The sequence below is a fragment of the Cerasicoccus maritimus genome (genome assembly GCA_031296935.1).
Lineage (GTDB): Bacteria > Verrucomicrobiota > Verrucomicrobiia > Opitutales > Cerasicoccaceae > Cerasicoccus > Cerasicoccus maritimus.
In genome coordinates, this window is the sequence record JAVDPD010000007.1 from 91364 (window position 1) to 114467 (window position 23104).

21 protein-coding genes are annotated in these 23104 nt (G+C 54.1%); 4 read left to right on the forward strand and 17 right to left on the reverse strand.

All coding sequences use genetic code 11. From position 1 onward, the window contains the following. Positions 1-2: 2 nt before the first annotated feature. The 9 genes from RBB62_RS06700 to RBB62_RS06740 form a co-directional block, all read right to left on the reverse strand. Positions 3-1067: an acyltransferase family protein gene (locus RBB62_RS06700; protein ID WP_309397969.1), complete on the reverse strand. Its 1065-nt coding sequence runs from the start codon at positions 1065-1067 to the stop codon at positions 3-5. Between the two features lie 29 nt (positions 1068-1096). Next, positions 1097-2254 carry a glycosyltransferase gene (locus RBB62_RS06705; RefSeq protein ID WP_309397970.1) on the reverse strand — a complete coding sequence of 386 codons (1158 nt, stop codon included), beginning with the start codon at positions 2252-2254 and terminating at the stop codon, positions 1097-1099. A gap of 60 nt (positions 2255-2314) precedes the next feature. Further along, positions 2315-3130 (reverse strand): class I SAM-dependent methyltransferase, encoded by an 816-nt coding sequence (locus RBB62_RS06710; RefSeq protein ID WP_309397971.1) that lies wholly within the window; start codon positions 3128-3130, stop codon positions 2315-2317. Beyond that, positions 3114-4355, reverse strand: coding sequence for an ABC transporter ATP-binding protein (locus RBB62_RS06715; protein ID WP_309397972.1), 1242 nt, complete (start codon positions 4353-4355; stop codon positions 3114-3116). The genes RBB62_RS06710 and RBB62_RS06715 overlap by 17 nt, the downstream gene beginning before the upstream one ends. 2 nt (positions 4356-4357) lie before the next feature. Further along, the gene (locus RBB62_RS06720) at positions 4358-5206 is read right to left on the reverse strand and encodes an ABC transporter permease (protein ID WP_309397973.1); all 849 of its coding nucleotides are present in this window, start codon (positions 5204-5206) and stop codon (positions 4358-4360) included. Next, positions 5203-6609: a hypothetical protein gene (locus RBB62_RS06725; RefSeq protein ID WP_309397974.1), complete on the reverse strand. Its 1407-nt coding sequence runs from the start codon at positions 6607-6609 to the stop codon at positions 5203-5205. The genes RBB62_RS06720 and RBB62_RS06725 overlap by 4 nt, the downstream gene beginning before the upstream one ends. A gap of 1 nt (position 6610) precedes the next feature. Further along, entirely contained in the window at positions 6611-7237 is a 627-nt protein-coding gene (locus RBB62_RS06730; RefSeq protein ID WP_309397975.1) for a WecB/TagA/CpsF family glycosyltransferase, read from the reverse strand. Positions 7238-7484: 247 nt separating this feature from the next. After that, positions 7485-8033: a transcription termination/antitermination protein NusG gene (gene nusG / locus RBB62_RS06735; protein WP_309397976.1), complete on the reverse strand. Its 549-nt coding sequence runs from the start codon at positions 8031-8033 to the stop codon at positions 7485-7487. Positions 8034-8036: 3 nt separating this feature from the next. Further along, a complete protein-coding gene (locus RBB62_RS06740) occupies positions 8037-8531 on the reverse strand; it encodes a GbsR/MarR family transcriptional regulator (protein WP_309397977.1) in 495 nt (164 codons plus the stop codon). Between the two features lie 482 nt (positions 8532-9013). Here RBB62_RS06740 and RBB62_RS06745 point away from each other — a divergent pair, with 482 nt between their 5' ends. Then, positions 9014-9313 carry a hypothetical protein gene (locus RBB62_RS06745; RefSeq protein ID WP_309397978.1) on the forward strand — a complete coding sequence of 100 codons (300 nt, stop codon included), beginning with the start codon at positions 9014-9016 and terminating at the stop codon, positions 9311-9313. 177 nt (positions 9314-9490) lie between these two features. Here RBB62_RS06745 and RBB62_RS06750 read toward each other — a convergent pair whose 3' ends face one another. Both RBB62_RS06750 and RBB62_RS06755 read right to left on the reverse strand, forming a co-directional pair. Then, the gene (locus tag RBB62_RS06750) at positions 9491-9964 is read right to left on the reverse strand and encodes a DUF1854 domain-containing protein (protein ID WP_309397979.1); all 474 of its coding nucleotides are present in this window, start codon (positions 9962-9964) and stop codon (positions 9491-9493) included. A 28-nt stretch (positions 9965-9992) separates the two neighbouring features. Further along, positions 9993-12281: an ABC transporter ATP-binding protein gene (locus tag RBB62_RS06755; RefSeq protein ID WP_309397980.1), complete on the reverse strand. Its 2289-nt coding sequence runs from the start codon at positions 12279-12281 to the stop codon at positions 9993-9995. 376 nt (positions 12282-12657) lie between these two features. On the opposite strand from RBB62_RS06755, the gene RBB62_RS06760 reads away from it, so the two are divergent. Continuing rightward, entirely contained in the window at positions 12658-14367 is a 1710-nt protein-coding gene (locus RBB62_RS06760; protein WP_309397981.1) for an NAD-dependent malic enzyme, read from the forward strand. Between the two features lie 15 nt (positions 14368-14382). On the opposite strand, the gene RBB62_RS06765 is transcribed toward RBB62_RS06760, so the two are convergent. Continuing rightward, the gene (locus RBB62_RS06765) at positions 14383-14973 is read right to left on the reverse strand and encodes a hypothetical protein (protein ID WP_309397982.1); all 591 of its coding nucleotides are present in this window, start codon (positions 14971-14973) and stop codon (positions 14383-14385) included. 55 nt (positions 14974-15028) lie between these two features. Between RBB62_RS06765 and RBB62_RS06770 the strand changes: the two genes are divergently transcribed. Together RBB62_RS06770 and RBB62_RS06775 are read left to right on the forward strand one after the other, a co-directional pair. After that, positions 15029-16681 carry an ATP-binding cassette domain-containing protein gene (locus tag RBB62_RS06770; protein WP_309397983.1) on the forward strand — a complete coding sequence of 551 codons (1653 nt, stop codon included), beginning with the start codon at positions 15029-15031 and terminating at the stop codon, positions 16679-16681. A 73-nt stretch (positions 16682-16754) separates the two neighbouring features. Continuing rightward, entirely contained in the window at positions 16755-17441 is a 687-nt protein-coding gene (locus RBB62_RS06775; RefSeq protein WP_309397984.1) for a hypothetical protein, read from the forward strand. A 59-nt stretch (positions 17442-17500) separates the two neighbouring features. Here RBB62_RS06775 and RBB62_RS06780 read toward each other — a convergent pair whose 3' ends face one another. The 5 genes from RBB62_RS06780 to RBB62_RS06800 form a co-directional block, all read right to left on the reverse strand. Next, positions 17501-18157: a polysaccharide deacetylase family protein gene (locus tag RBB62_RS06780; protein ID WP_309397985.1), complete on the reverse strand. Its 657-nt coding sequence runs from the start codon at positions 18155-18157 to the stop codon at positions 17501-17503. Positions 18158-19182: 1025 nt separating this feature from the next. Further along, on the reverse strand, positions 19183-19551 hold the full coding sequence (gene folB / locus RBB62_RS06785) for a dihydroneopterin aldolase (RefSeq protein WP_309397986.1): 369 nt from the start codon (positions 19549-19551) through the stop codon (positions 19183-19185). Next, positions 19544-20365 (reverse strand): dihydropteroate synthase, encoded by an 822-nt coding sequence (gene folP / locus RBB62_RS06790; protein ID WP_309397987.1) that lies wholly within the window; start codon positions 20363-20365, stop codon positions 19544-19546. Before folP ends, folB begins: the two co-directional genes overlap by 8 nt. Further along, a complete protein-coding gene (locus RBB62_RS06795) occupies positions 20352-21122 on the reverse strand; it encodes an ABC transporter permease (protein WP_309397988.1) in 771 nt (256 codons plus the stop codon). The genes folP and RBB62_RS06795 overlap by 14 nt, the downstream gene beginning before the upstream one ends. Then, positions 21119-21889, reverse strand: a complete 771-nt coding sequence (locus RBB62_RS06800; protein WP_309397989.1) for an ABC transporter ATP-binding protein — start codon at positions 21887-21889, stop codon at positions 21119-21121. Before RBB62_RS06800 ends, RBB62_RS06795 begins: the two co-directional genes overlap by 4 nt. Between the last annotated feature and the right edge of the window lie 1215 nt (positions 21890-23104).

Below are 23104 nucleotides of genomic sequence, written 5' to 3' on the forward strand. Positions count from 1 at the left end.
GGTCAAGCAGCTTTTCCGGAAGTATATTGGAAAAGTTTCTTTAGCCTGAGCAGAGGACGTTCAAAGCAATGCCATGATATCGCTGCTGTTGCTATCGTCATGGAAGTCCAGGTTAAGGCGTAAATATAGTCGTTTTTTAAGATTGTGGGATGGCCGAGTATAGAAACGAGTTTATAGAGCGGAAACAGAGTCAGGAACTGGTAGAGGTATATGCCGTAGCTGATTTTACCAATATACTGGACGCAACGATTCGTGAGAAAACGATCAAAGAGTGTGTCGTAGTTGAGCGTTGAATAATGAACTGCCGACATGCCGCAGATTGCCGTGCCGAAAAGACCTATCCAGAGATGCGAAATACTCAGTGCAGTGTTAAAATGAGTTGCGAAGTACAGCAAGAGTCCAAGTGCAAAAAGCCACCCGTAGTATCTTTGCCACCATTGCATGAGGCGAGGTGCATAGCCATGATGCATGAGCGCTAATAATGCGCCGCCGCCTAAAGAGTCCAAGGCGCTGGTAGGCAAGTTGCGAATGCTTAAGTATGGCAAGCCGGCAAGATCAAGTAACACGCGACTGGTGGGTGCAAATAACATCGCGAGAATTGTAAAGATGAGTAGTTTTGAACGCGGTAAAAATATAATCACCCAAGGCCAGACTAGGTAGAATTGTTCTTCGATGCACAGCGTCCAGAAATGACCAATGTAAGGATACTCGCCGGGAAAGGCACTTTCGAAAATATTCAAGTAGTATAAGGCGGAGGCAAGTAGCGTTCCTGAAGCAAAGCTGACTCCCAATATGGAATAGATGGCGAGTAATAAATAATACGGTGGAATGATGCGAAGAAAGCGACGCATATAAAATGCTTTGAGGACATCTGAATTTTTTGCCTTCCCCCGCGCATCTAACAGAATGCCAGTGATGAGGAATCCGCTGATTACGAAAAATAGCTGTACGCCTAGTAAACCCCAAGGCATGAACTGAATGACATTGTCCGTTGGCAGGTAATGCGCCACCAGTACGCCTGCAACCGCAATTGCGCGAAGGCCGTCCACTTTGGGGAGGTGTTTCAAGATGGTCGGATGGTTAATTGATCAGTCGATTAGCGCTCATTTAGCATGCGTTCGTAGAACTGCTCTGCTTGATCAGCCATTCGGCTAAGACTGTATTGCTCAGCGTCTATCTGAGCCTGTTTCGCTAGGGCGCGCATGCTGTTTGGATCTGCGATTGCTGAACGCAGGTTTTCCATTAGGTCGCAGGTATCTTGACTGCGGAACAACCTTGCGTTGTGACCAGCACTTAGCAGATCTGAAACACCATTGCAGTCGGCGGCGACAATTGGCAGCCCAATCTGCATCGCTTCGATGATGGAAATAGGTAGGCCCTCATACCTTGATGGGAAGAGCAAAAGATCGGCACTTTGTAGTGCTGGTAGCGGTTCGCTTAGCCAACCTGTGATGGTGAATCGCTCCTTAAGTTTATAGTTTTCGAGCTGCGTTTCGAGTTTACTGCGGTCTGGACCGTCACCCACCCAAACGAAATGCACCTTTGGATTTATTCGAGTGATGTGATACGCGGCAGGCGCTACTAGATCATAGCCTTTTTGATCTGAGATGCGACCAATGCACAGCACGATTATGGAATTTGGTGGGATATGATGATTGTGCGTAAAAGTCTGAATTGCTTGGGCATCACTTTGGCTTTCAGCCTGGCTGACCGCAGCATTTTCGATAACTTGAATTTGCTCAGTATCGAGTCTTAGCGAATGTGCTAGAACCTCAGCGTTACTATTGCTAACTGCAGCTAACTGTAGGCCGCGTTCGTGCATCCAGTGATAGAGCTTTTGGGTCTGCTGACTGTAGGCTTGATCCGGGGGCACTAGTTGATGCAGCATCAGCACTGGTAGTTTTAGCATCGCTGCGGCAATGAGTAAGTCCAGTGCAAGATTGGGCCACGGGGTATTTACGTGAATTATATCAACATCCACTTGGCGAAGCAGCCGCAGCCACTTGAAAACATTCAGTGAAAGTTGGCCTAGATCGCGTAGTTTTTGTCCTGGGGTTGAAGGCCATGCGTGGATGGGAATCTTACAGCCATGCAGTTCTGCATTTAGGCTTGGATTATCTGCATGCACAGGCGACGTTAATTGAAGCCGATGTCCGCGTTCAACCAACTGAGTGATCAAGCAAATTGCCATGCGCTCGGCGCCGCCAAAAGCCATAGAAGGCAGCGCAAATAGAACTTTACGCTGTTTGGGCATGACTGAAATTGCGGGCTGGGAAATCACTGGATTTTTTGCGTCTTAAAATACTACGCAGGATTATTTTTGGCAAAAATAGGTGTGCAAGGTCGTGGGGTCGGTTTCACCGTCAAGTTGTTGTGATTTGCATTCTTTAACGGTCTTGAAACCTTGTGCGAGCAGCAGCTCTTTAAACTGATCTGCGGGCATTTTCTGACTATTCCATGAATGCCACTCGATGATTAATGTTTTAGTGTGCTGAAGAACTGTTGGGTAATTTTGGAGGAAATCTGCTTCGGCGCCTTCGATGTCCACTTTGACCAGGTCGTAGGGTGGGGCTAGCTGATTCATGATGTTTTTTTCCGACAGTATAGGGACTGCCAGGTTTGAGCAGTTGTCATTTAATTCACTCTCAATTCGGGAGACCATGCCGCCATGCAATGCAAAATTGGCTTCCGGCACCTTAGGCCCAATAAGGCCCTGCTCAAAGCGTAGGTTTTGCGCCAGCTTTAGGCTATCGTTTATCGATTCAATCGCTTTGGAGAACCTAGGGTCTCCATCGACCAGGAGAGCCTCGCACTCGGAACGCTTTTCACGCGCCTGACGAAACAGCATCAGTAGGCTGAAGTAGCCATTGTTGCAGCCTAAGTCTAGCCAGCGTTTAGGTGTGGATTCTGCGGGTAGCCAATCATATTCTCCTTCGATGAATATTTCGCCCAAAGATGTCGCTGAATCGCAAAAGCTAATGGGGATGTATTCGCGATTGCTCAAAAAGCACTTCATGCCAAATTCGTTGAAGTGCTGATCTTTAATTACCTGCATGAAGTGCACGCGTAGCCGTGGGTGCTTCAGGAGTTTGGTTGCAAGGAATCTGGAAAACTTATCTTTCAACTTCATGTTGGGAAACCTTCCAAGGGAGTGTGGGCCGCAGGACTCCAACCCAGTCACCATTAAAGTTAATGGGGCGCAGACTCGGATTCTCGGTTGCGGTAAAGGTGCAGGCATTATCCCAGCTGTCCACTGTCAGACCATTGGGGCTAAGAAAATAAGCAGAGATTTTATATTTCTCTGCATTGAGTAGGCCTCCGGGAATTTCACAGTCGGCGGTGTAATGCACACTGCGTTTTTTTTCATCGCAGTGTTCACTGCAAAGGTGAGGGGAAACTGAGGAAAACGCGATTTGCTGCGTCGAAGTGCGTAGTTGGAAATTGGGGAATACTTTAGGCCAGGTGTTGGGAATCTGAAATGACATGCGAATGGTCATCGGCTGTGCAATGTCAGGCTGAAAGCAAGGGGTGTTGTTCTGCCACACTTCGACTTTTAAGCTGGTGTCTCCGTGATCTTCAGTGCCGACTTGAGCATGTCTGTTCCGACAAATGTCTTCGTAGCGGTCTAACGTTTCACGTGGCGTGCCCGAGAAAACCAACTGTCCTTGCTCTAGCAGAATGCAGCGGTGACACAGTAGCTCGATGGAAATCGGGTTATGGCTGACAAATAGAATCGTACGACCGCTAGAGCGGATTTGATTCATTTTCTCCATACATTTCTCTTGAAAGTTTACATCACCGACAGCTAGCACTTCATCGACAATCAAGATGTCTGAACTTAAGTGTGCCGCAACGGCAAAACCGAGTCGTACCGACATCCCAGAGGAGTAGCGTTTGATTGGAGAATCAATAAACTTCTCAATCTCGGCGAAACGGACAATGTCATCAAACTTTTCACTTATTTCTTTACGGCTCATGCCGAGCACGGCGCCGCTAAGAAATATGTTTTCACGCCCGGATAGCTCAGGGTGGAAGCCAGTGCCAACTTCAAGTAAAGAAGCAACGCGCCCACGAAGCCTAATTTCGCCAGCTGTTGGTTCGGTGATTCGGGATAGTATTTTGAGAAGGGTGGATTTACCTGCTCCATTTCGGCCAATTATGCCCAGGATTTCTCCTTTTGATACTGAAAAGTTGACGTCGTTGAGTGCATTGAAAATCGATTGGCTCTTTTCTTGTGAGGAGCCACGCATCTGCTGCCAGCGCGCGTTGATTTCATCGCGTAATGAGCTGGCGCCGATACCGCCAATGCGGTATTCCTTGGAGAGCCCTTTAACTTGGATTACTGGTGAGTCCATGGTTAGACGGTATCGACGAATGTCCGTTGAATGCGGTGAAAGAAGCGCATGGATAAAGGGAGCAAAATGATGGCGAAGGCCATAGAGGAAAGCAATGGGATGAGAGGTAGAGCGCCTGCGTCGAGGAAGATCCATTTGCAGGTGGTAATTGGCGCAGCCATAGGATTCAGCCAGACCAACCAGCGCCAGTTTTCACTCACTTGAGACACCGGGTAAATTACTGGGGTTACGTATAATCCTAGCTGAATAAGAAAGCCAAGTGCATGATTCAGATCCCTGTACTTTGCGGTTAGCGCCGAGTAGGTTAGGCTAATGCCGAGTGCTAGAGTGAATACCAGCAGCAGCAAAACCGGTAGCCAGATTAGGCGTAGAGCGTGCAACTGCGCCACATCACTCATGAGTAAATACCAAATGTAGAAACCAGTGAAGATACCGAACTGAATTGAGAATGGAATCAACTGAGACGCCAAAGTCGCCAAAGAGGGGATAATGCGTGGGAAATAGACTTTGGTAAACAACGTGGCATTGGCTTGTAGTGAGTTACCCGCCGCACTGACGGAGCCAGCAAATAACTGCCAGAAAAGCATGCCGGAAAGGTAAAATAAAAAAGGTGGCGCTTCGTCGGTTGGTATTTTCGCTACTTTGCCGAATACGACGGTAAATACGATAGCGGTCATGACAGGTTGTAAAATCGCCCATAATGGTCCCAGAATAGTCTGCTTGTATCGTGCGACGAAATCTCGACGTATGAGTAGCAGGAGTAAATCCCGATACTGCATTAGTTCACGCAAATCAAAAGTCTTTGGCCCAGATGAGGGGCGTATGATGGTTTCGTTTGGTAGTGAGCTCATGGTCGTCGAGCGCGATAGTTATTCATGGTTTCCTCGGGCTTTGAAACGATGGATGTAGACAATACAAAGCCGGCCGAAAGTATCGCAAATCCTAGCGTAGTTTGCTGCCCCCACTGACCATTCAGCACGAGGAACAGGCAAGAGGCAAAGAGTAACCAAGGCAGGAGATTGCCCTTTTTTAAGCTCCAGAATGCTCGGATCAGCAGCATCGCTGTGAGTGCGCAGCGTAGTGCAATATAGGTGATGCCAATGATTGGCCCCATTTCAACCAGAACTCGACCCCATTCGCTTTCGCCACCAAGAAAGGCACGGCTGCCCGTTGCGAATTTTGCACCGACGTTCGTACCGAGGCCGATCCCTTCACCGATAATGCTATCGTATTGATAGATGAAAAAAGGGGCCATGATATTATCCAATGTGCGGTCCACAACGGCTTCTTTCGTTGAGCCGTCTTCGCCACCTTTCGCTTGCTCCCAGCGTGCCATAAAAGTTTCCATGCCGTCCGCGAAATAGGTAAATTGGGATGCGATTGCGAAGAAAACTATTAGTGCGATAAGCACCTTGATTGTGTTATGCAGTTTGCGTCCATTGAGCACTAGGCCGAGCACGCCGAAGGCAAATACCATTACGATAGACAAGGCGAGCAGTCGGCTTATCGAGCCGTAAATTGCCATTGTGAACGCGGCCCCAGTCGGGAGGAGAAACCATAGTGGCAAACTGCGTTTATTGATGAACTCGTTGAGGAAAAACGCAAATGCCAACGTATAAAACTGGGCAACGCCGGAGATAAAACTAAACGTACCAGGTGGTCGAAAGCGACCTAGTGCTCCAGTAAATCCTGCACCTTCGACCCCGCCTACACTTCGGTTGACCCAGGCGCTTTGTGGCGCGTAAAATTGCAGGCTAATTAAGGCCGTCATGGGAATGACCATGATGAGTAGCGCTTTCCCAATCTGTAATGTTTCATCGTAATCGAGAACTTTGGGAATGACGAAGATTAATGGAATTGCGTAGAAGTTGGCGAGCAGACCATAGATTGCGGTGGGGATGCTGCCATGTCCGAGCAATGCCAGTGGCAAGGTGACCAAACTCAAGAATCCGGCCATCGCCACAAAGCCGTTGACGGTGAAAGCTCGGGCGGGAATGGCTAATATGTAGATGAGTGCAATTACAGGAACGCGCGAAACGAGTAACACGTCTGAGAGGCCAGGTAGAAACCACTTACGAAATGCGCCATCGAACAGGAGCAAAAACACATAAAGCCAAATCAAGTATTTTAACTGTCGGTTGAGTCCGGAATTATTTTTTGTTTGTAGTGGTGCTTTGGCTGAGGCCTGCTGATGCGCGCCTTCACTTGTGTATGTGTTGGGCCGATTCGCCGGATGGTTCTTTATTAACGACATCTCAGGCTTGGATCACTGGCGCTCGTTCGCCATATTTTCGGACATGACGCCACAGCCGTATGGCGCGCCAGTAGCGGCCAAAGTAGCGCTTGGGGTCAGAGAGTATTCGTAAGAACCATCCCAGAAACAGGCGATCGCCCCAAGTTGGGATATTTGCCTGTTCTCCTGTTTTAAAGGCAATTGCTGCGCCAGTGCAGATCACGGCTGGTCGGTAGTCGAGCTGTTGTAGTAGCCAGTGCCCAAGTACTTCCTGTTTACCACCTGCAACATTTACCATGATCAGTGCAGGGCGCATCGCACTTACTTTGTCCCGCAAAGCAATGTCTTCAAGTGCTCCACTGTCGTAGTGTGGTGCGATGTAAAAGTTTTTGAGTGAAAGCTTAATACCGCAGGCATTGAGGTATGTGCGCGTGCGCTCCGCAGATTCTGCCGTGGGCATTACCCAGACTTGTTCCATGTCGCGCAGGGGCTCTACGTTGGCAAGTATGGTTTCGAGTAGTAGAAGTCCGGAAAGACGGCTGAGTTTTTTTTTGCGAAAAAACTTCCAGCAAAGCACTAGGAAGCCGCTGTCGACTACCGCTAGATCTGCGGATTGGACTGCGCGGCTGTAGGCTGGCATGATGTCCATGTCGGCTAAGTTCGGCCCGGATGGGGCCACAGTTAGTCCGCCGCTTAATGCGCGCTTCACCGCCTCCTCGGGGGAGCCTTGAAAGAAATTGATTCCCAGTACGCGTGTCATCGTGCGCTGAGTCCTAAGGCTTGAGTATGCTGCCGCCCTTGGCCGGATGCGTGGGTGCGCAAAGCCAATGTGTGCTTTAAGGGACTGTGGGCTTCGCCCATGTGGGCGGATCACCGCGGTAGGCGGCAGTGTAGGGTTACTCGTCGTTGAAAGGGTTTTCGAATATGCGCTCGATTTCTTCGAGTGGTAGGCTGATTTCTTGTTCGCGCCCGAGGATTTCCAATAGCACTTTGACGCGTTCAGCGGAGGGTGCCAAGCTGACGACTTCCGCCTCGTTGCCAGAGAAAATACCTTGAATCAGGCGCACGCGTTCTCCGGGCACAATTGGCTTGGGCTCGAGGTCGAGTACGCCTTCTGGCGCTAGCTCGCGAATCTCCTCGATTAATTCTTCGCGCAGCGAGACAAGCTTGTCGCCGCGCTTGATGATGTAGGCCACACCCTGCGAATACTGAACGCTGCGGCTGGAGTCAACCGGTGAGAAATAGCAAAACAGATACCCCGGAAATATGGCCTCACTCGTATTGCGTTTTCCTTTGCTGGTTTGCTTGGGGTAGCGCGCCATTGGCAGTAGGGGGAGGACGCCGGGCAGGGTTTGCAGAGTCTTGTAGGCTGCTCTTTCGCGACGCGGTTGCGTCTTGATGCAGAACCATAACGGCGTTTCGCAACTGGGTGGGATGAGCGGCATTTTTTAGAAATTGATAAACTTGGCGAGTGCAGGCGTTGCGCTGCCCGCTATGGTGTGCAGGCGGCGTAGCTTGTCAATTCGGGCGCGGTAGTGAGCGGCTTCGGGCTCGGGCGCTTCTATCGTTAATTTTTCCATGTGGTCAATCGCTGCCTGGCCGACTTCGATATGCGGGCGCACTTGGTCTTCTATGAAGTTGGAGATGAGTTTGCGAAACTCGGTTTCTGGTAGGTAGTGGTCCTTGCGCTGACCGGGAATGAAGGTGACGCGAATTGCCTTGAGCGAGCGCAGTTGGCGTAGTCCTTGGCTGGCTGAGCCCAAGCTGATGCCTAGCCGCAAGGTTATGTCCTCCATGGAAACAGGTTTTGGCGAAATGTAAATCAGCCCGTAGATTTGCCCAATCGACTTCGGTAGGCCGAGCACCTGCACGAGTCTAACAAATAGTGCAACCGCTTCAGCCTCCAGTTCGGACAGCGCGGTAACTGTCGGGTTATCATCCATTTAAGGTAATATTCTGTTCTCAAATCCGCTATTTTCAAGTTTTTTTGAAATAAATGATAGTCCAGTCTTCACTGTAGTAATGACCACTTTTGTGGGGCTGATTGCCCGGCTGATCGACTTGCCTGTGAGCGAAAAGCCAACGCCGCTGGCGCGGAAAAGCACTCGGCTCAAGGCTTGGAGCCAGATTGGAAGATCACTGCGTTGGCATTTCAATCTTTTCCCCACCTGATTCGGCCAAGTCAGATGAAAACTCCCTAGCTTGAAAGAGTTTACCAGTTGGTCGCGATTCCTGGTTTTGGCATGGCGATAGCCGCCAATATCGCACAGTTGTGGCTGCTAGGAAGCGTTGGCATCTCCAAATCGGTCAATCGAAGTGTCCCTATGATCGCAAGCCGTAGTGTGAACAGTTTTTAGGGTTAGTATGATTCTTATTCATCCCAAATGGGCTTTACGGCTGTGGTGACTAATGTATTCTGGGGTGGATGGTTTATGTATATTTCGAGAGTAATACCCCTCAGTTTTTTGGTGAACTACAAGGCCTGACCCAGCGCCTGCTGCATATTTTAAAAATCGATCCGGATTTTCGTCTGGTGTTGCGTGGGCACTGTATGTTGCTACGCGAAAAATATCCCGTAGAACATTATGGTCTCTACAGTTTTCTGGAATCGGGCGTAATGCCTGAAGCATTTCGATTCTTTGATTTCCCGGGAGATGATTCCTTAATGAAATTTATCAAGGAATACACGCCGAGTAACTGCTACTCAGATATGCTACCAGGCTAAGAGGGCGTCTAAAAAGTCTGATCGAGTCGGCGAGATGTATTTGGGAGGCAAGATTTCGGCTTCTGAATCGAGGCGAAACCAGTTTCGTCGAAATGAAGAAATGATATTTTGACCCCGAAGACGCTCTCCGGCGTAGACCAATTGAGTTTTTAGACGCCCTCTAAGGGCTTGTTATCTCTAGCCGACCATCATCCACAGACGCTTGGCGCTGTCCTTATCGAGCTGATTGAGCGCGGGCAGGCGATAGAGGTCGCCAAAAACGTCCTCAATCAGGTAGCCGCCATCATCGACGTTACGGGGCCAGGCGTCGAGCGCAGTTTGGAACTGCCGGGGGCCGGCGGCGGTGTCGACCTTCCACGCGCGTAGCTCAAAGTCCGTCTTGATCTCTTCAATCGCGGTGACGTTGAACGTAAAGCTGCCCGCCGCGAGGGCTTCAATCAGCGCTGCCTGTGAGCTCGCATCGAGCTCTGTAGGGTCGGCGATGAAGGCCAGCTCCTCGTTCTTGTCGTTGCGCAGGGAGAGGTGATGCCCGGGATCGCTGAGCGGGAAGCACTTGACTGGGCGCACGAGCGCGGCGTCTTCACCTTCGCGCCAAGCGGTCAGGCGCCCGGCCCCGCATGAGGTGAGTTGGAGTGGTTCGGTGGAATTCATGGTCGTTGGCTATTGAGATTGTTCGTGGCTAGATCGCGAACTGCTCGTGCAGCTCGCTTTGCATGTCGTGGAGTTTGCGGTAAACGCCGTCTTCGATTTCGAGCAGCGCCTGATGCGTGCCTTCTTCGACGAGTTGGCCGTTCTTCATGACGAGCAGGCGGTCGGCCTGCTTGAGCGTCGATAGGCGGTGGGCAATGGCAATCACCGTGCGCCCGCGGACGAGGTGGTTCAGCGCGTCCTGAATCTTCCGCTCCGTCTCGGTGTCGACGTTGCTCGTGGCCTCGTCGAGGATGAGGATCTTCGGGTTGTGCAGAATCGCACGCGCAATGGATATTCGCTGACGCTCACCGCCGGACAGCGTGTGCCCGCGCTCGCCGACCACGGTGTCGTAGCCGAGCGGCAGCTTGCAGATGAAGTCGTGGGCGTTCGCCGCTCGGGCTGCCTCGATGACGTCCGCGAGACTGGCGTCGCGCTGGCCATAACGGATGTTTTCCAATAACGAGCCGTGGAACAGGAAGGGCTCTTGCAAAACCATACCGAGGTGCTGACGGTAGCTCGAAACATCCACTTCGGACAAGTCGCGCCCATCGACCACGATGCGGCCGCCCGTTGCCTGATAGAAACCGGCGATGAGGTTCGTGATCGTGCTTTTGCCCGCGCCCGAAGGGCCGACGAGGCCAATCATTTCGCCTGGCTTGATGTGGAAATCCACGTTGCGCAGCGTCTCATGCACGCCGTCATAAGAGAACGTCAGGTTTTCCACGCGGATGTCGCCTGCGAGGTCGTCGACTAAAGCGCGTTCGCCGGAGAGGGCGGGATCGGGCTCGGTGTCGATGATTTCAAAAACACGGTGCGCGGAGCTGACGGCGCGGTTGAGCATGCGCGTGAGTTGCCCCAGCGTGTTGAGCGGCTGGAAGAAGAGCCCCATGTACATCAGGTAGGCAACAAAGGTGCCAACCGACAGTGGCGCGCCCCATTCGCCAAATACGCGGGGTAGCGCGATGGCCCAGACAATGAGCGTCACAAATTGCACGGTGCCCATGAGCATGGGCCAGAATTTGGTCCACACATCGTGCACGCTCTTGAAGCTCTCAAAGGCTTTCTGGTTGCGCTCGCCAAAGCGGCCGACTTCGCGCTTTTCCTGGCTAAAGGCCTTCACGACGCGCATGCCGGGAATGGTGTCCGAGAGCACGGCGGTCACGTCTGACCACTTGCGCCAGGCTTTGAGGAAGTAGGTATTGATGTGCTTGCTGTGCCGGTAAAACGCATACAGGTAGCCGGGGATCGGGAGCACGAGGATGAGCCCGAGTTGCCAGTCTAACCCGATGAGCATCGCGCCCAAGCCGATGAGCATGATCACGGCCAGCGTCGATTCGACGACGCCGAAGGCAATGAAGTCCCACAGGCGGTCGGTGTCCGAGCTGACGCGGCTGATGATGCTGCCGGTCTGCTTCTTGGAGAAGAAATTCAGGCTGAGCTTTTGCAGGTGGCCGTAGAGGTCGCGCCGCAAATCGTGCGCTACATATTCGCCAAGATAGGCAAGCCATTTAAGGCGAAGCCACACGCAGATCTCGCGCACCAAATAGAGCACGGCCAGACCGCCGAGAATGACAAAGCTGATCTTCGTGGCCATCTCGCTGGTGAGCTCTCCGTTTTCCATCGGCGTGAGCACTTGGTCGATCAGGTACTTCGTCGCGTAGGGAACGACGAGGTTGATTGCCGTGTAAACCAGGGCGCAGGCAAAGCCGATGATCACCTCCTTGCGGTAGGGCAGCACGTATTTGAGCAGCCGCTTCATGATCTGAAACTGGTCCGACATGAGCGAGGACTGCGCGTCTTTAATCTTCGCGCTGACGGACTCCGCATACGCGCGGTCTGAGTCTTCGGGCGACACGGTGTGCCCCTTCAACTGCTGGTCCACGACGAAGCGGATGTTCTCCATAGCCTGCTTTTGCCGGCGCGAGTAATTGACCTGCATCAGCGGTAAACGCGAGTCATGGCGCAGGAAGAGTAGGGCGCTGGAGCTCAGGCCGGGCAGCTCGGTGACGGCCTCGATTTCGCTGCGCGCGACACGCTCGGGGGAGGTGTCTTCGGCCGAGGCAAAGTAAAACAACTCGTCGTGGCCGAGCACGAGCCAGCCTTGTTGGAGCTTACCCTCGGCATTGAGGTCGACCAAAGCATACAGCATGGGCCCGCGCCCGTTGTTGAGCGTTTTCACGCGGTCGATCAGCTCGGCGGGAATTCTGGAGGGTTGCCCGGCGTAGCGTTCGATGATCTGGCGGTCCAATTGGTGGCGGTCTGTAGTTTCGGTGGACATTGCTGGTGGTCAGTTAATAGAGAGTTCGAGGTAGCGCAATTGGGTGAATAAACAAAAAGCCCGGGCTTTCGAGGTCCCGGGTGTGCGTTTTTGCGGCAAATGCGCAATCGTCAGGCAGTGACGTGGGGACCCGGAGAGGCGAGAGTGGCCATGACCGCGATGAGGAAAATCCCTGCGCAGCGGGCTGTCTGTGAGCCGGATTTTATATGTGCTGCGTGATTCATCATGGTTGGTGGGTCCTTTCGTGGAAGAGTTAAGATGATAAATATGCCCAGCGCGTCAACCCTTCATTTTGTCACAGATTGATGACGGGCAAAATAAGAGGCGGGCAATTTTCCCATCGCCTAAAATCAAGCCGTGGTTTATTGATCTGCGCATGATTGATGCCTTACCCAAAACCATGCCTGCTACCGGCGAACAATACTTGAGCGTTGCCTTGCGCGGCCTGTCGCTGCTGCATCATCCATTTTTAAATAAAGGCCTGGCCTTCAGCGCGGAAGAACGCTTCCAGCTCGGCTTGAAAGGGCTGCTCCCTTCGGCGGAGCGCTCGATCGACATTCAACTGACGGAGGTCTTGGACGAGCTGGAACGCCAGCCGACCGAACTCGATAAAAACATTTTCCTCAACAGCCTGCTCGACCGCAACGAGACGCTGTTCTACCGCATCATTCAGGATCACGTCAGCGAGATGGTGCCGCTGATTTATACGCCGGTCGTCGGCGAAGCCATTGCGAACTACAGCCATAATTTTAATCAACCGCGCGGCATTTACCTGAGTTATCCGGACCGCGACCGCATGGAGGAAATCCTCGAACACCGCGCCTTTAAGGACGTCGATGTGATCTGCGTGACCGACGGCGAGCGCATCCTCGGCCTGGGCGACGAAGGTGCCGGCGGTATCGGGATCACGGTGGGCAAACTCGCGCTCTACACGATCTGCGCGGGCGTCAACCCGAGCACCTGCCTGCCGATCGGCCTCGACGTGGGCACGAACAACGAGTCACTGCTCAATGATCCGGAATACATTGGCTGGCGTCATGAGCGCGTGCGCGGCAAGGATTACGACGACTTCATCGCGCAGTTTGTCGACACCGTGAAGCGCAAGTTTCCCAAGGTTTACCTGCACTGGGAAGACTTCGGGAAGGCGAACGCGACCCGCATTTTGCAAACCTATCGTCCGCAGCTTTGCACGTTTAACGACGATATCCAAGGCACTGGAGCCGTCGCGCTCGCGACTCTGCTGGCTGCACTCAAGACGACGGGGCAGTCGCTCAAAGATCAGCGTGTGGCCTTCCTTGGCGGTGGCACGGCGGGCGTGGGCATCGCTGATAAAATTCGCCTCATGATGATGCGCGAAGGTCTGTCGGAAGAGGAGGCCTACAGCCGCTTTTACCTGGTGGACATCAACGGCGTTTTGCAGGAAGGCCAAGACCTCGCAGATTTCCAGAAGCCCTACGCGAAGTCGCCCGACGCATTTGCCGACTGGCATGTGCAGGACGCGCAAAACATCACATTGGCCGAGGTCGTGAAACATGCTGCGCCATCGGTGCTCTTCGGTGTCTCGTCGCAAACGGGCGCCTTCACGGAGGCGATTATCCGCGCGATGGCCGACCGCGTGGAGCGGCCCATCGTCATGCCGCTCAGCAATCCGACCTCGAAATGCGAAGCGGTTCCGCAAGACGTGATTAACTGGACGGAAGGCCGCGCGGTTGTCGCGACGGGTAGCCCGTTTGGCGATGCCGTTTATCAGGGCAAAACCATTCCCGTGACGCAGTGTAACAACGCGTTCATTTTCCCCGGCATTGGCTTGGGCGTGGTGGCGACGAAGCCCAGTGTTGTCAGTGACGACATGATCTTCGCCGCCGTCGAGTGCCTCGCCAGCCATGCGCCTTCGCTTGAAGATCCAGCCGCGCCTCTGTTGCCGCTCTTGGAAGACGCGCGCGAAGTTTGCCAGGCGATTGCCTTGGCGGTGGGCGCACAGGCTTACGACGAAGGCGTCGCGACAGTGGGCACGAAAGATGACCTGGAAAGCCTCGTGCGCGGTAAAGTCTGGCAGGCGGATTACCTGCCGTATCGCCCGGACTAATCCGGAGAAACCAATTTAATCTAACTGGAAGAGAGTGCCGGCGAGGCCTCGGGCCTCGGCTTTGTCGTCTGACTCATCGGAGGCACCAGTCGCGTTGTTTTGCGTGAAGGCGCCAACGAATGACTTGTAGAAAGTCTCGAGCTCTACTTTGGAGGAGACACGAAACTCAATTGTCTTGGCATGCGTGGTGACCGGGTAGTCTTTAATGACGGGGGGATTGGTGGTATTGGCGCGTTGCGCGCCTTTTTCGGCTAACTTGGTGACTTGGCTTGGCACGTTGGGCTTGTAGCCATTGGGGCCGCTGGGTGCGGCGTCTTTCAGGTCCTGCAGGGTGCCCAACTCAGTATGGTAAAGGCGGAGCTGACAGGGGCTGGAGGCCATGTCGATCACGACTTCGGTCACCGCGTAAGGCCCGGCCTGGTATTCCTGCAAAGAAACGGAATTTATGCGGTCGTGCCGCCCGTAGAAGGACTGCAGGTTTTCCGGCAGTTCGATCCCGAACAGGCGCTTGTTACGCAGGGCGTTTTCTTTGACTTGGATCGCTTCTAGCGGGGTGAGGGCCAGCAGGAGTCCGAGGGTGAGATAAATTGGGAGTTTTTTTCGCATTGCCACAACTTGAGTCAATCAATCCTGTTAAACCACGCAAATGCTTTTTTGATTCATGCTACGTTGCAAAAATATGATTGTCCGCGCCGGCGGCCAGGGCCCCATGATTTTACGGGGGGCCTCGGCTGAGTTCCTCGAAGGCGGGCTGAACGCCGTCATTGGCCCCTCCGGCTGCGGAAAAACTACCCTGATGAAAGCCATCCTCGGCATCTTGCCGTCCGAGGGAGAAGCCTATTGTGGCGACCAATTAATCCGCCGATCGGAGGACTTGGTCGGCTTGGTGGGCTTTGCGCCGCAGTTCAGCATCGCCCAGCCGAAGCTGACGGTGGAGGAGTCAATCCGCTTCACGCTCCAGCTCAATGTGGCCGATACGGCTAAGCGCAAGCAGCGGTTGGAGGATATTTTGGAAACCATTGGCCTGGCGCAGCACCGCGAGAAGCGCGTGGAGTCGCTTTCGGGCGGGCAACTGCGTCGCCTTGGTCTGGGCCTCGAAATGACGCTCGATCCGCAATGCCTGGTTTGCGACGAAGTGACCTCCGGCCTCGACCCCTTGTCCGAAGACCAGATCCTCGCGCTCCTGCGCAGCCTGAGCGAACGCGACGGCAAGACCTTCCTGTGCATCATTCACAACCTGGCCAAGCTGGAGCTCTTCGACCGCATTACGGTGGTTTACGAGGGCGATGTGGTCTTCCAGGGGAACAACGAAGAACTCTGCGCATACTTTGGCATCCCTGACGCCCTGCACCTTTACGACCTGCTCAACCAGCATGAGCTGAGCCATTGGCAGGAGCGTTGGGCCGAGGCCAAGGCAGCACTTGAAACACCTCCACCGCAGCCAGCGCAATCCGTGACTGAGGCGCGTCCCGGCATGGCGGCGCAGTTTATGACGCTGCTCAGTCGTCGGTTGCTGCTTTTTTTCCGCGACAGCGGCTACCTGTGGCTCACGCTGGCCATTACCTTTGGCTTCCCGTGCCTGGTGGTGATTTTCGCGCTCGATGGCCTGCCGCAGATCGAAAGCCTGGCCTTAGAGCGTGAGGGGACGCTCCAGCAGATGCAGGAGGAGATCCAGATCCGCATCGAGAAAATGGAAACCGCCTCGCTCGTTACGGGGCTGATCATGTTCCAAGTGATCTTGCTCACCTTGATGGGCTCCAACAACGGCGCGCGCGAGATCGCGGGTGAGCGAACGCTCTACGAAAAGGAGCGCTTGTCGGGGCTGAGCGTCGGCTCCTATGCGCTGTCGAAACTGGTCTTCGTGGGCGTGCTGGCGGCGTTGCAAGGCGCGTGGATGACGGGCTTTGTTAAAGTGATCTGCCAATTTCCGGGCCCCTGGCTTTCGCAGATTGCGGTCTTGGCCGGCGTTTGTGTGTCGATGACCTTGGTCTGCCTGGGCTTCAGCGCGCTGTTTCGCTCGGCGGAAAAAGCATCGCTCTTGTCGATTTACTTGGTCGGATTTCAGCTGCCGCTCTCGGGCGTGGTGCTGGCTTTGCCGAGTTATCTAATCTGGGTTTGCCGGCCTTTTATCAATGCCTACTGGGGGTGGGGCGGCTACATGAGCTCGATGGTCGACAGCCGAGTTTTCGACGCCTACCGTGATTCCAACAGCGAATGGATTACCTCGCCCTGGCTCGCATTAACGGTGCTCGGGCTCCAAGGCACCGCAGGCATTGTAATGGTTGCGATTGGTTGTTCAAAGAAGCAATGGTGATTGTTCGGATAAGGTTTAAAATAATTTTATATATTACTTGAATTGGCGGGAGATCGGGCAATGATTTATCCCAATGTTTGCTGTTCGCTATTTTATTTTCCTGCTGCTTTTTGTCGTGCTTGGCAGCGAGGCCTTTTCCAAGGAGAAGCTGCTGACCCTGAGTAATAAAGAGGGGCAGGAGATTAAGTGCACGATAACCGGTTTCTATAATGGGAAGCTCACGCTCAAGCGAGATGACGGCCGCGTGTTTAAATACGATTATGATTTGCTGGATGACGCCAGTAAGGATGTTGCGCGAAATGCAGTGATCGGCATTTTCCCGGCGAGCATTGACGTGCGTTCGTTGTTTACTTCCAGTCGTGAGTCGAAGAGCTACGATATGTTCGGCACCGAGTACCGTAAGGGGACCAAAGAGCGTCGTTTCGGCGTGAAGGTGAAGACGTTTTGCCCGTTTGAAGTCGATGTGGTGGCAGACTGCTTCTTTTACAATGGTTCCAGCTGGGGACGTAAGAAAATCAAAGGCGTCTGCAAGGACGACAGTATTTGGGAATTCGAAGTCGGTGACAAAACATCCTGGATGGCCATTCAATACAACAGCTTCAGGACGATGGGGCGCTCGACGGATTCAAAGAGCGGTAGTAGCCGGATTGACTTGGTGATTTTCTTACGATCTTCCGATGGCGAGATACTGGACCAGTATGCGACCAGTCGCTATGCGGAGCAGCAGATTGAGGAGAATATCATTTTGAAGAATCTTTAGAGATAAACTTTAATTCAAGGGCTGAAAGCACGGCTATGTCAGGCAAGCTTGGCCAAGGGTTAGTGAATTGCGGCGAACAGATCGGTTAGCTCGGCCCATTCGGATTCTGGGTCAGCGGCGATGCGGGAGATTCTGCGCTCAAAGTCGGTCCACATTGCGTCATCGAGCAGCTCGAATGAATGCCCCCAGAAGTAGAAGACGCCGCTGGTTTTCGCGGCCTCGTACTTGGTGTCAAAATCCTCAGCCAGGAAGTGGCAATGCGGGTGAAAAGCCATTGGGTCGGCTGGTGGAAAGGCGACGTCTGTTGGCACAATCGTGCGTGCGTAGGCATGGCCAGCTTCGCGCACGAGCTCCATGATGCGCGCGTCATAGTGGCCGATTGGGTAGGCAAAGCCGTCAACTGGCTGCTGAAAATGCTGCTGCAGGAAGTCGCGCCCATCCACGATTTCGCGGCGCGCCTCGGCGTCGGGTAGCGTGGGTAAAGAGGGATGGCTGACGGTGTGATTACCGATAGTGAAGCCCTCGTAAACGCCGCGCAGCTCGGACATTGCCAGGCGCAGCACCTCGGTCCCCTTGAAGGTGGTCAGGTAGGAACGCTCCTGCTGATAAACGCTGGTGTTCAGGTTAAACGTCGCCTTGGCTTGGTGGCGGCGGAGGATTTCGATCAGTGGGATATCGGTGGTCACACCGTCATCCCAGCATTGGACAACTCGCATTGGTTTTTGCATGAGTGGCCGCATTTTGAACGGGTAGGGGGCGGCAACGCCAGCTAAATATAACGCATTATGGGCGCAAGTGGGTTTGTAACCCATTGATCCCCAGCGCGAGTTAATAGTCAGAGCCACTCACTAATAAAATGCTCAGGTGAGCACTTTATATTTGGCAAATTGGGGTGGATGGAATAGTATTCAAGTGATCATCGTTAATTCATTCTAGCCATCACTCTGAGGTAGCGCAGGCGCGTCCCCGCCCCACACCCCATCGGAGTGGGTTTATTCAATCTACTTTGGGGGATGATGGTTTGGAAAACTGTCAGCATGGGGTGCGGCTCGGGAACGCGCCTGCGCTACCTCAGTCAGTTTAATAGGAACACCCAACTCTAAACTCCCGAACTTACCCACCTACATACTTATGAACTTACCCATCCAACATCATCCGCCTTAGCGATCACCACTCAGGTATCCCAGTCGACGCCATGCGGGGGCTTTCGAGTCGCCGTCGTGTGAGAGTTACGTCAGCGGGCCCATTCGCCGCCAGGTAGGTGTAAAATGCCCGGCGCCCGACGCCCAATGTTGCCGTAAACCAACTCCACGCCGGACGCTCTATGCCAGCCTGCCCAGCGCAGCGTCAGACGTGTGAGCAGACGTATTTGCGTCGCTCCTGCCGGTGGCCCCTGAGCTGCCTGCGCCCCACCTGCGCCTCGTTGACGGCGAGCGGGCGGGAATTTTGTTCTTTGATAGATTGATGCGAGACGGTTTTACCCCCCCCCCCCCTGGGCACCCCTTGGGGGAGGAAAAAGGAAAAAGATTAAAGGAAAAAGTGACTGTGCGCGAATTTGCGATGTGGAGTGCGCCAGCCCTCTGGCGCTTTGGAACGGAGCAAAGCCGCTTCGGACCTTCTCGGTTTGCGCAAAATGCTAAAAGCGCCAGAGGGCTGGCGCACTCCACAAAGGAATCCGTGTGCGTTGGGATTCTCCAATGCGCCTCGCTGGACTTTAATCTTTTTCCTTTAATCTTTTTCCTCACTTCCCACTCCTCATCCGCGAAATCGCCACCGCCACCTCGCGGAAATTTCCGGCGATGGGGGCGTTGGGCTTTTTGATCTCCACGTCGACTTGCTGGACGGGCGGGAACGCTTCCATGACCTGCGCTGCAATGTGCTCGGCCACGCGCTCGATTAAATTATGCGTCTCTTCTTCGACGACTTTGCGGACGGTTTCAAAGACCAAGGCGTAGTTGACGGAGTCGTTGAGGTCGTCGCTGAGGCCTGCTTTGCGGAGGTTGAGCCCGAGCGCGAGGTCGACGTAAAACATCTGGCCGTCGCGGCGCTCAAATTCGAGGCAGCCGTGGTGGCCGCGGAAGGCCATGTCGCGCAGGTGGATTTTATCCATGACGGTAAATCGCATCGGCCATGCGGATGGCGCGTTGGTTGGCTTGCAGGTCGTGTACGCGAATGATGTCCGCGCCTTGTTGGACGCCGACCACGCTGGTCGCCAGGGTGCCTTCGAGGCGTTGGTCGACATCGAGGTCGAGTGTTTTGCCGATCACGGATTTGCGCGATGCGCCGAGGAGAATCGGAAAGCCGAGGCTACGCAACTCGCCAAGGCGGCGCATGAGCGTGAGGTTTTGCTCGACGCTTTTGCCAAAGCCGATGCCGGGGTCGAGCACGATTCGGCTTTTATCCACGCCCGCGTGAAGCGCGAGGTTGATGGAGTGCTCGAGGAAACGCTTCACCTCATCGACGATGTCGCCGGTGTATTCCGCGCCGCGGCCGTTGTGCATCAGCACGGCGCCAGCGCCAAATTCGGCCACAGTCGCGGCCATGTCGGGATCGTGTTGGAAGCCCCAAATGTCGTTGATGATGTGGGCACCGGCTTCGAGCGCCTTGCGGGCCACGGAGGCCTTATAGGTGTCGACCGAAATGGGTGTTTCGAGGACTTCCTCTAGCGCTTCGAGCACGGGCAGCAGGCGGTCAATTTCCTCCTCGGCGGAGATGGTTTCCGCGCCCGGTCGAGTGGACTCGGCACCGACGTCGATTAGGTCCGCGCCTTCGCGCACCATTGCTTGCGCCTGGCCGAGCGCGTTGAGCGGCGTGGCGAATTGGCCGCCGTCGGAAAAGGAGTCAGGCGTGACGTTGAGGATACCCATCAGGTAGGTGCGTTGGCCCCAGAGCGGCGGCGTCCAGCGTTGCTTAAGCGTGTCCATGTTCGTTGTCGTGCCAGTGCATGAGGGTCCAGTAGGAAATCGCGTGAACCGTGCCCGCCATGACGACGCCAGTCAGCGCCGCAAGTATGCAGAGAGCGGTGACGCCAGCGTAGTTTTGCGCGTCGATGTATTGGCCCAGCAGTTGGCCAAGGCCGGGTTTTTTCATCATCAGTCCCGCCAGGTAATCTGTCACAATGGCGGCCATCGGCGCGTAAATTGCCGCGCGCTTAATTGCTGTGAGGAGCTGGGGCAGGGCATGCGGCAGGCGCAGCATGGTGATCTCCTGCCAGTAGCTCGCGCGGTAGGTCGTGAAGAGGTCGAGTAGGGGTTTGTCCGTTGCCATCAGCGCCGGAGTCGCCACGTAAACGACTGGAAAAAAGCACGCTAGCATCGTGACGATGAGGACCGAAACAAAGCTCGAAACCGGTGCAATGATCGCGATCGGAGCAAGGGTAATGATGGGCGCCATGCGGAGGATCGTCACCCACGGTGCGAAGGCGAGGCGGAGTCCCTGGTAAGTCATGAGTGCAATGGAGGTCAGCACGCCCAGCGTCACGGCGAGAAAGAAACCAAGCAGCATCGCCGCAGTGTCCACGCCCAGCGCGGCAAAGAGCGCGCCGCGGTCGGCCCAAAGCGCTTTCCAAGTGGCGATCGGCCCGGGCAGGACGTTGAGATCGGTGTTGATGAACGCCAGACAGCCCCAAACGCCAAAGAAAATCACCGCGACGATGATCGGTAGGATGAATTTCAGGTTCATGCTTTTTTCGCGTCCTCCTGCACGCGGCTCAGGGCATTGCGCACCTGGTTGACGGCCTCTTGGAAGGCGTCGGTTTCACGCCACTCCAGCTTGCGAGGATAACTTTCGGGCACGTCAATGATCTCCGCAATGCGGCCGGGATTCGCCGCCAGCACGACCACGCGGTTGGCCAGGAAAACAGCCTCTGCCGCCGAGTGAGTCACGAGACACGCCGTAAAGTGGCGCTTCTGGCGGACTTTCATCAGGTCGGCGCTGAGCTTGTTGCGGGCAATGGCGTCAAGGGCAGCAAAGGGTTCATCGAGCAGCAAGGTGCGGGGTTGGGTGATTAACCCACGGGCCAGCGAGGTGCGGACCTTCATGCCAGGGGTCAGTTGCAGCGGAAAGCGGTTGCTGACGTGGTTGATGTCCCAGAGCTTGAGCACGTCGCGGATGCGTTCGCTAATGGCGGCTGCTTTTAGGCCGCGCAGTCTCAGCGGCAGTCCGACATTACTCTCGACATTGCGCCAGGGCAGGAGGGCGGATTCCTGGAAAATGTAGGACGTGCGTTGATTGATGTCCCCGCCGCCAGCATGCTGAATTTGACCAGAGGTGATGGGCGTGAGCCCGGCGATGAGGCGCAGTATCGTCGATTTGCCGCAGCCTCGGGGCCCAATGAAGGCCACAAACTCCTCATTTTGAATGTCTAAAGAGAAATTTTCGAGGACAGCCTTCCCGTTGGCATATCGTTTGCTAACTCCCTCAATCCGCAGTTGTGGCTCAGTCGTCATTCGCGAACAGGATGCATAAGTTTCTGGGTAGCAGTCGGCAAGGCATAACGGCGCGAACCTTAGCATGTGTTGTTTTCAATGCAACGCTTAGGTGAAGATTCCTGAAATCACTTGATTTTAAGGGAAAAGTAAATTGTCTGCATCAACCTTTTATGAACACCGCAACCATACAGTCCACCACCACCGTCAGAAACGCTGGCGCTGCGAAGCGCTTTTTCAGCGCGGGATGGCAGGTGACCCGTCGTCTGGGTATCTTGTGTTGGGCAATCGCCGTTGCGCTGATTAATCTGGGTGACGCCTAAGCTTGAGGGGGCATTTTGCTCGATGCGATAATCCGCTGTTGACTCGGGCGTAGTATTGATTTCTATCAGTAACTTTCACGAACAATGATCACGCGACTCAAAGTCCAATTTTGTCTAGAGGGCCAGCATGGGGATTTATCAAAGAATCCGCAATGGATTGGCTATAGTTCCTTGGGCCAAGGGCCGCGTGTGTGCGATAAACGACTAAAGCATTTTTGCGATCGATAGAAGTTTACTACGAACACATTCGCCTGGCCCGGTTAGCTCAATCTGCTTCCGGGCTTTTTTGTGCGCTGCTATTGGCGCTGACCTGCCGCAACCGGTGAGTTAGCTGTCCGGGCGGAGCTTACGTAAGTGATATATAAAAATAAAAAATAAAATAAATTAATATTTTTATTTGACAGAGCAACTAGCTTCAGAAATATTCCGGACATCAACCAACTAAACGACATGCACCTGATTAACCACATACCAAACTGCTCTGAGCGGCTCGGTGACTTAGGCATTAATACCGCCTATGGCTCACAGTCGAGCTGGGCAGATTTTCGCCAAAAGGCGAGAGGGTGCGCTTCACCCAAACCGCGAAAGAGCGGTTGTCGGTTTACCAAGGAATAACCGAAATGAGTTATCGAATAACCAGTGAAGCCCGAGTCGCCCTCCAACCAAGCGCTCGGGCCTTTTTGTTTTTACAGCATTTAAAGCAACAGTTGAACGGCGTCCTGGCCGCCCTATGCCAGGTAGAACGTCTCGTAAATGGCGTCCAAACCGCGAAACCGGCCACTCCCGGAAATCGCGAGAGGGGCGAAACAGCAGTGCTTTATCTATATTTATAAATCAAAGCTGGGTATCGCCCCAGCATTCTGACGCGAAACTGCGTCTTTTAAATTCAACCGTCGGCGCTCAATGCCCGGCG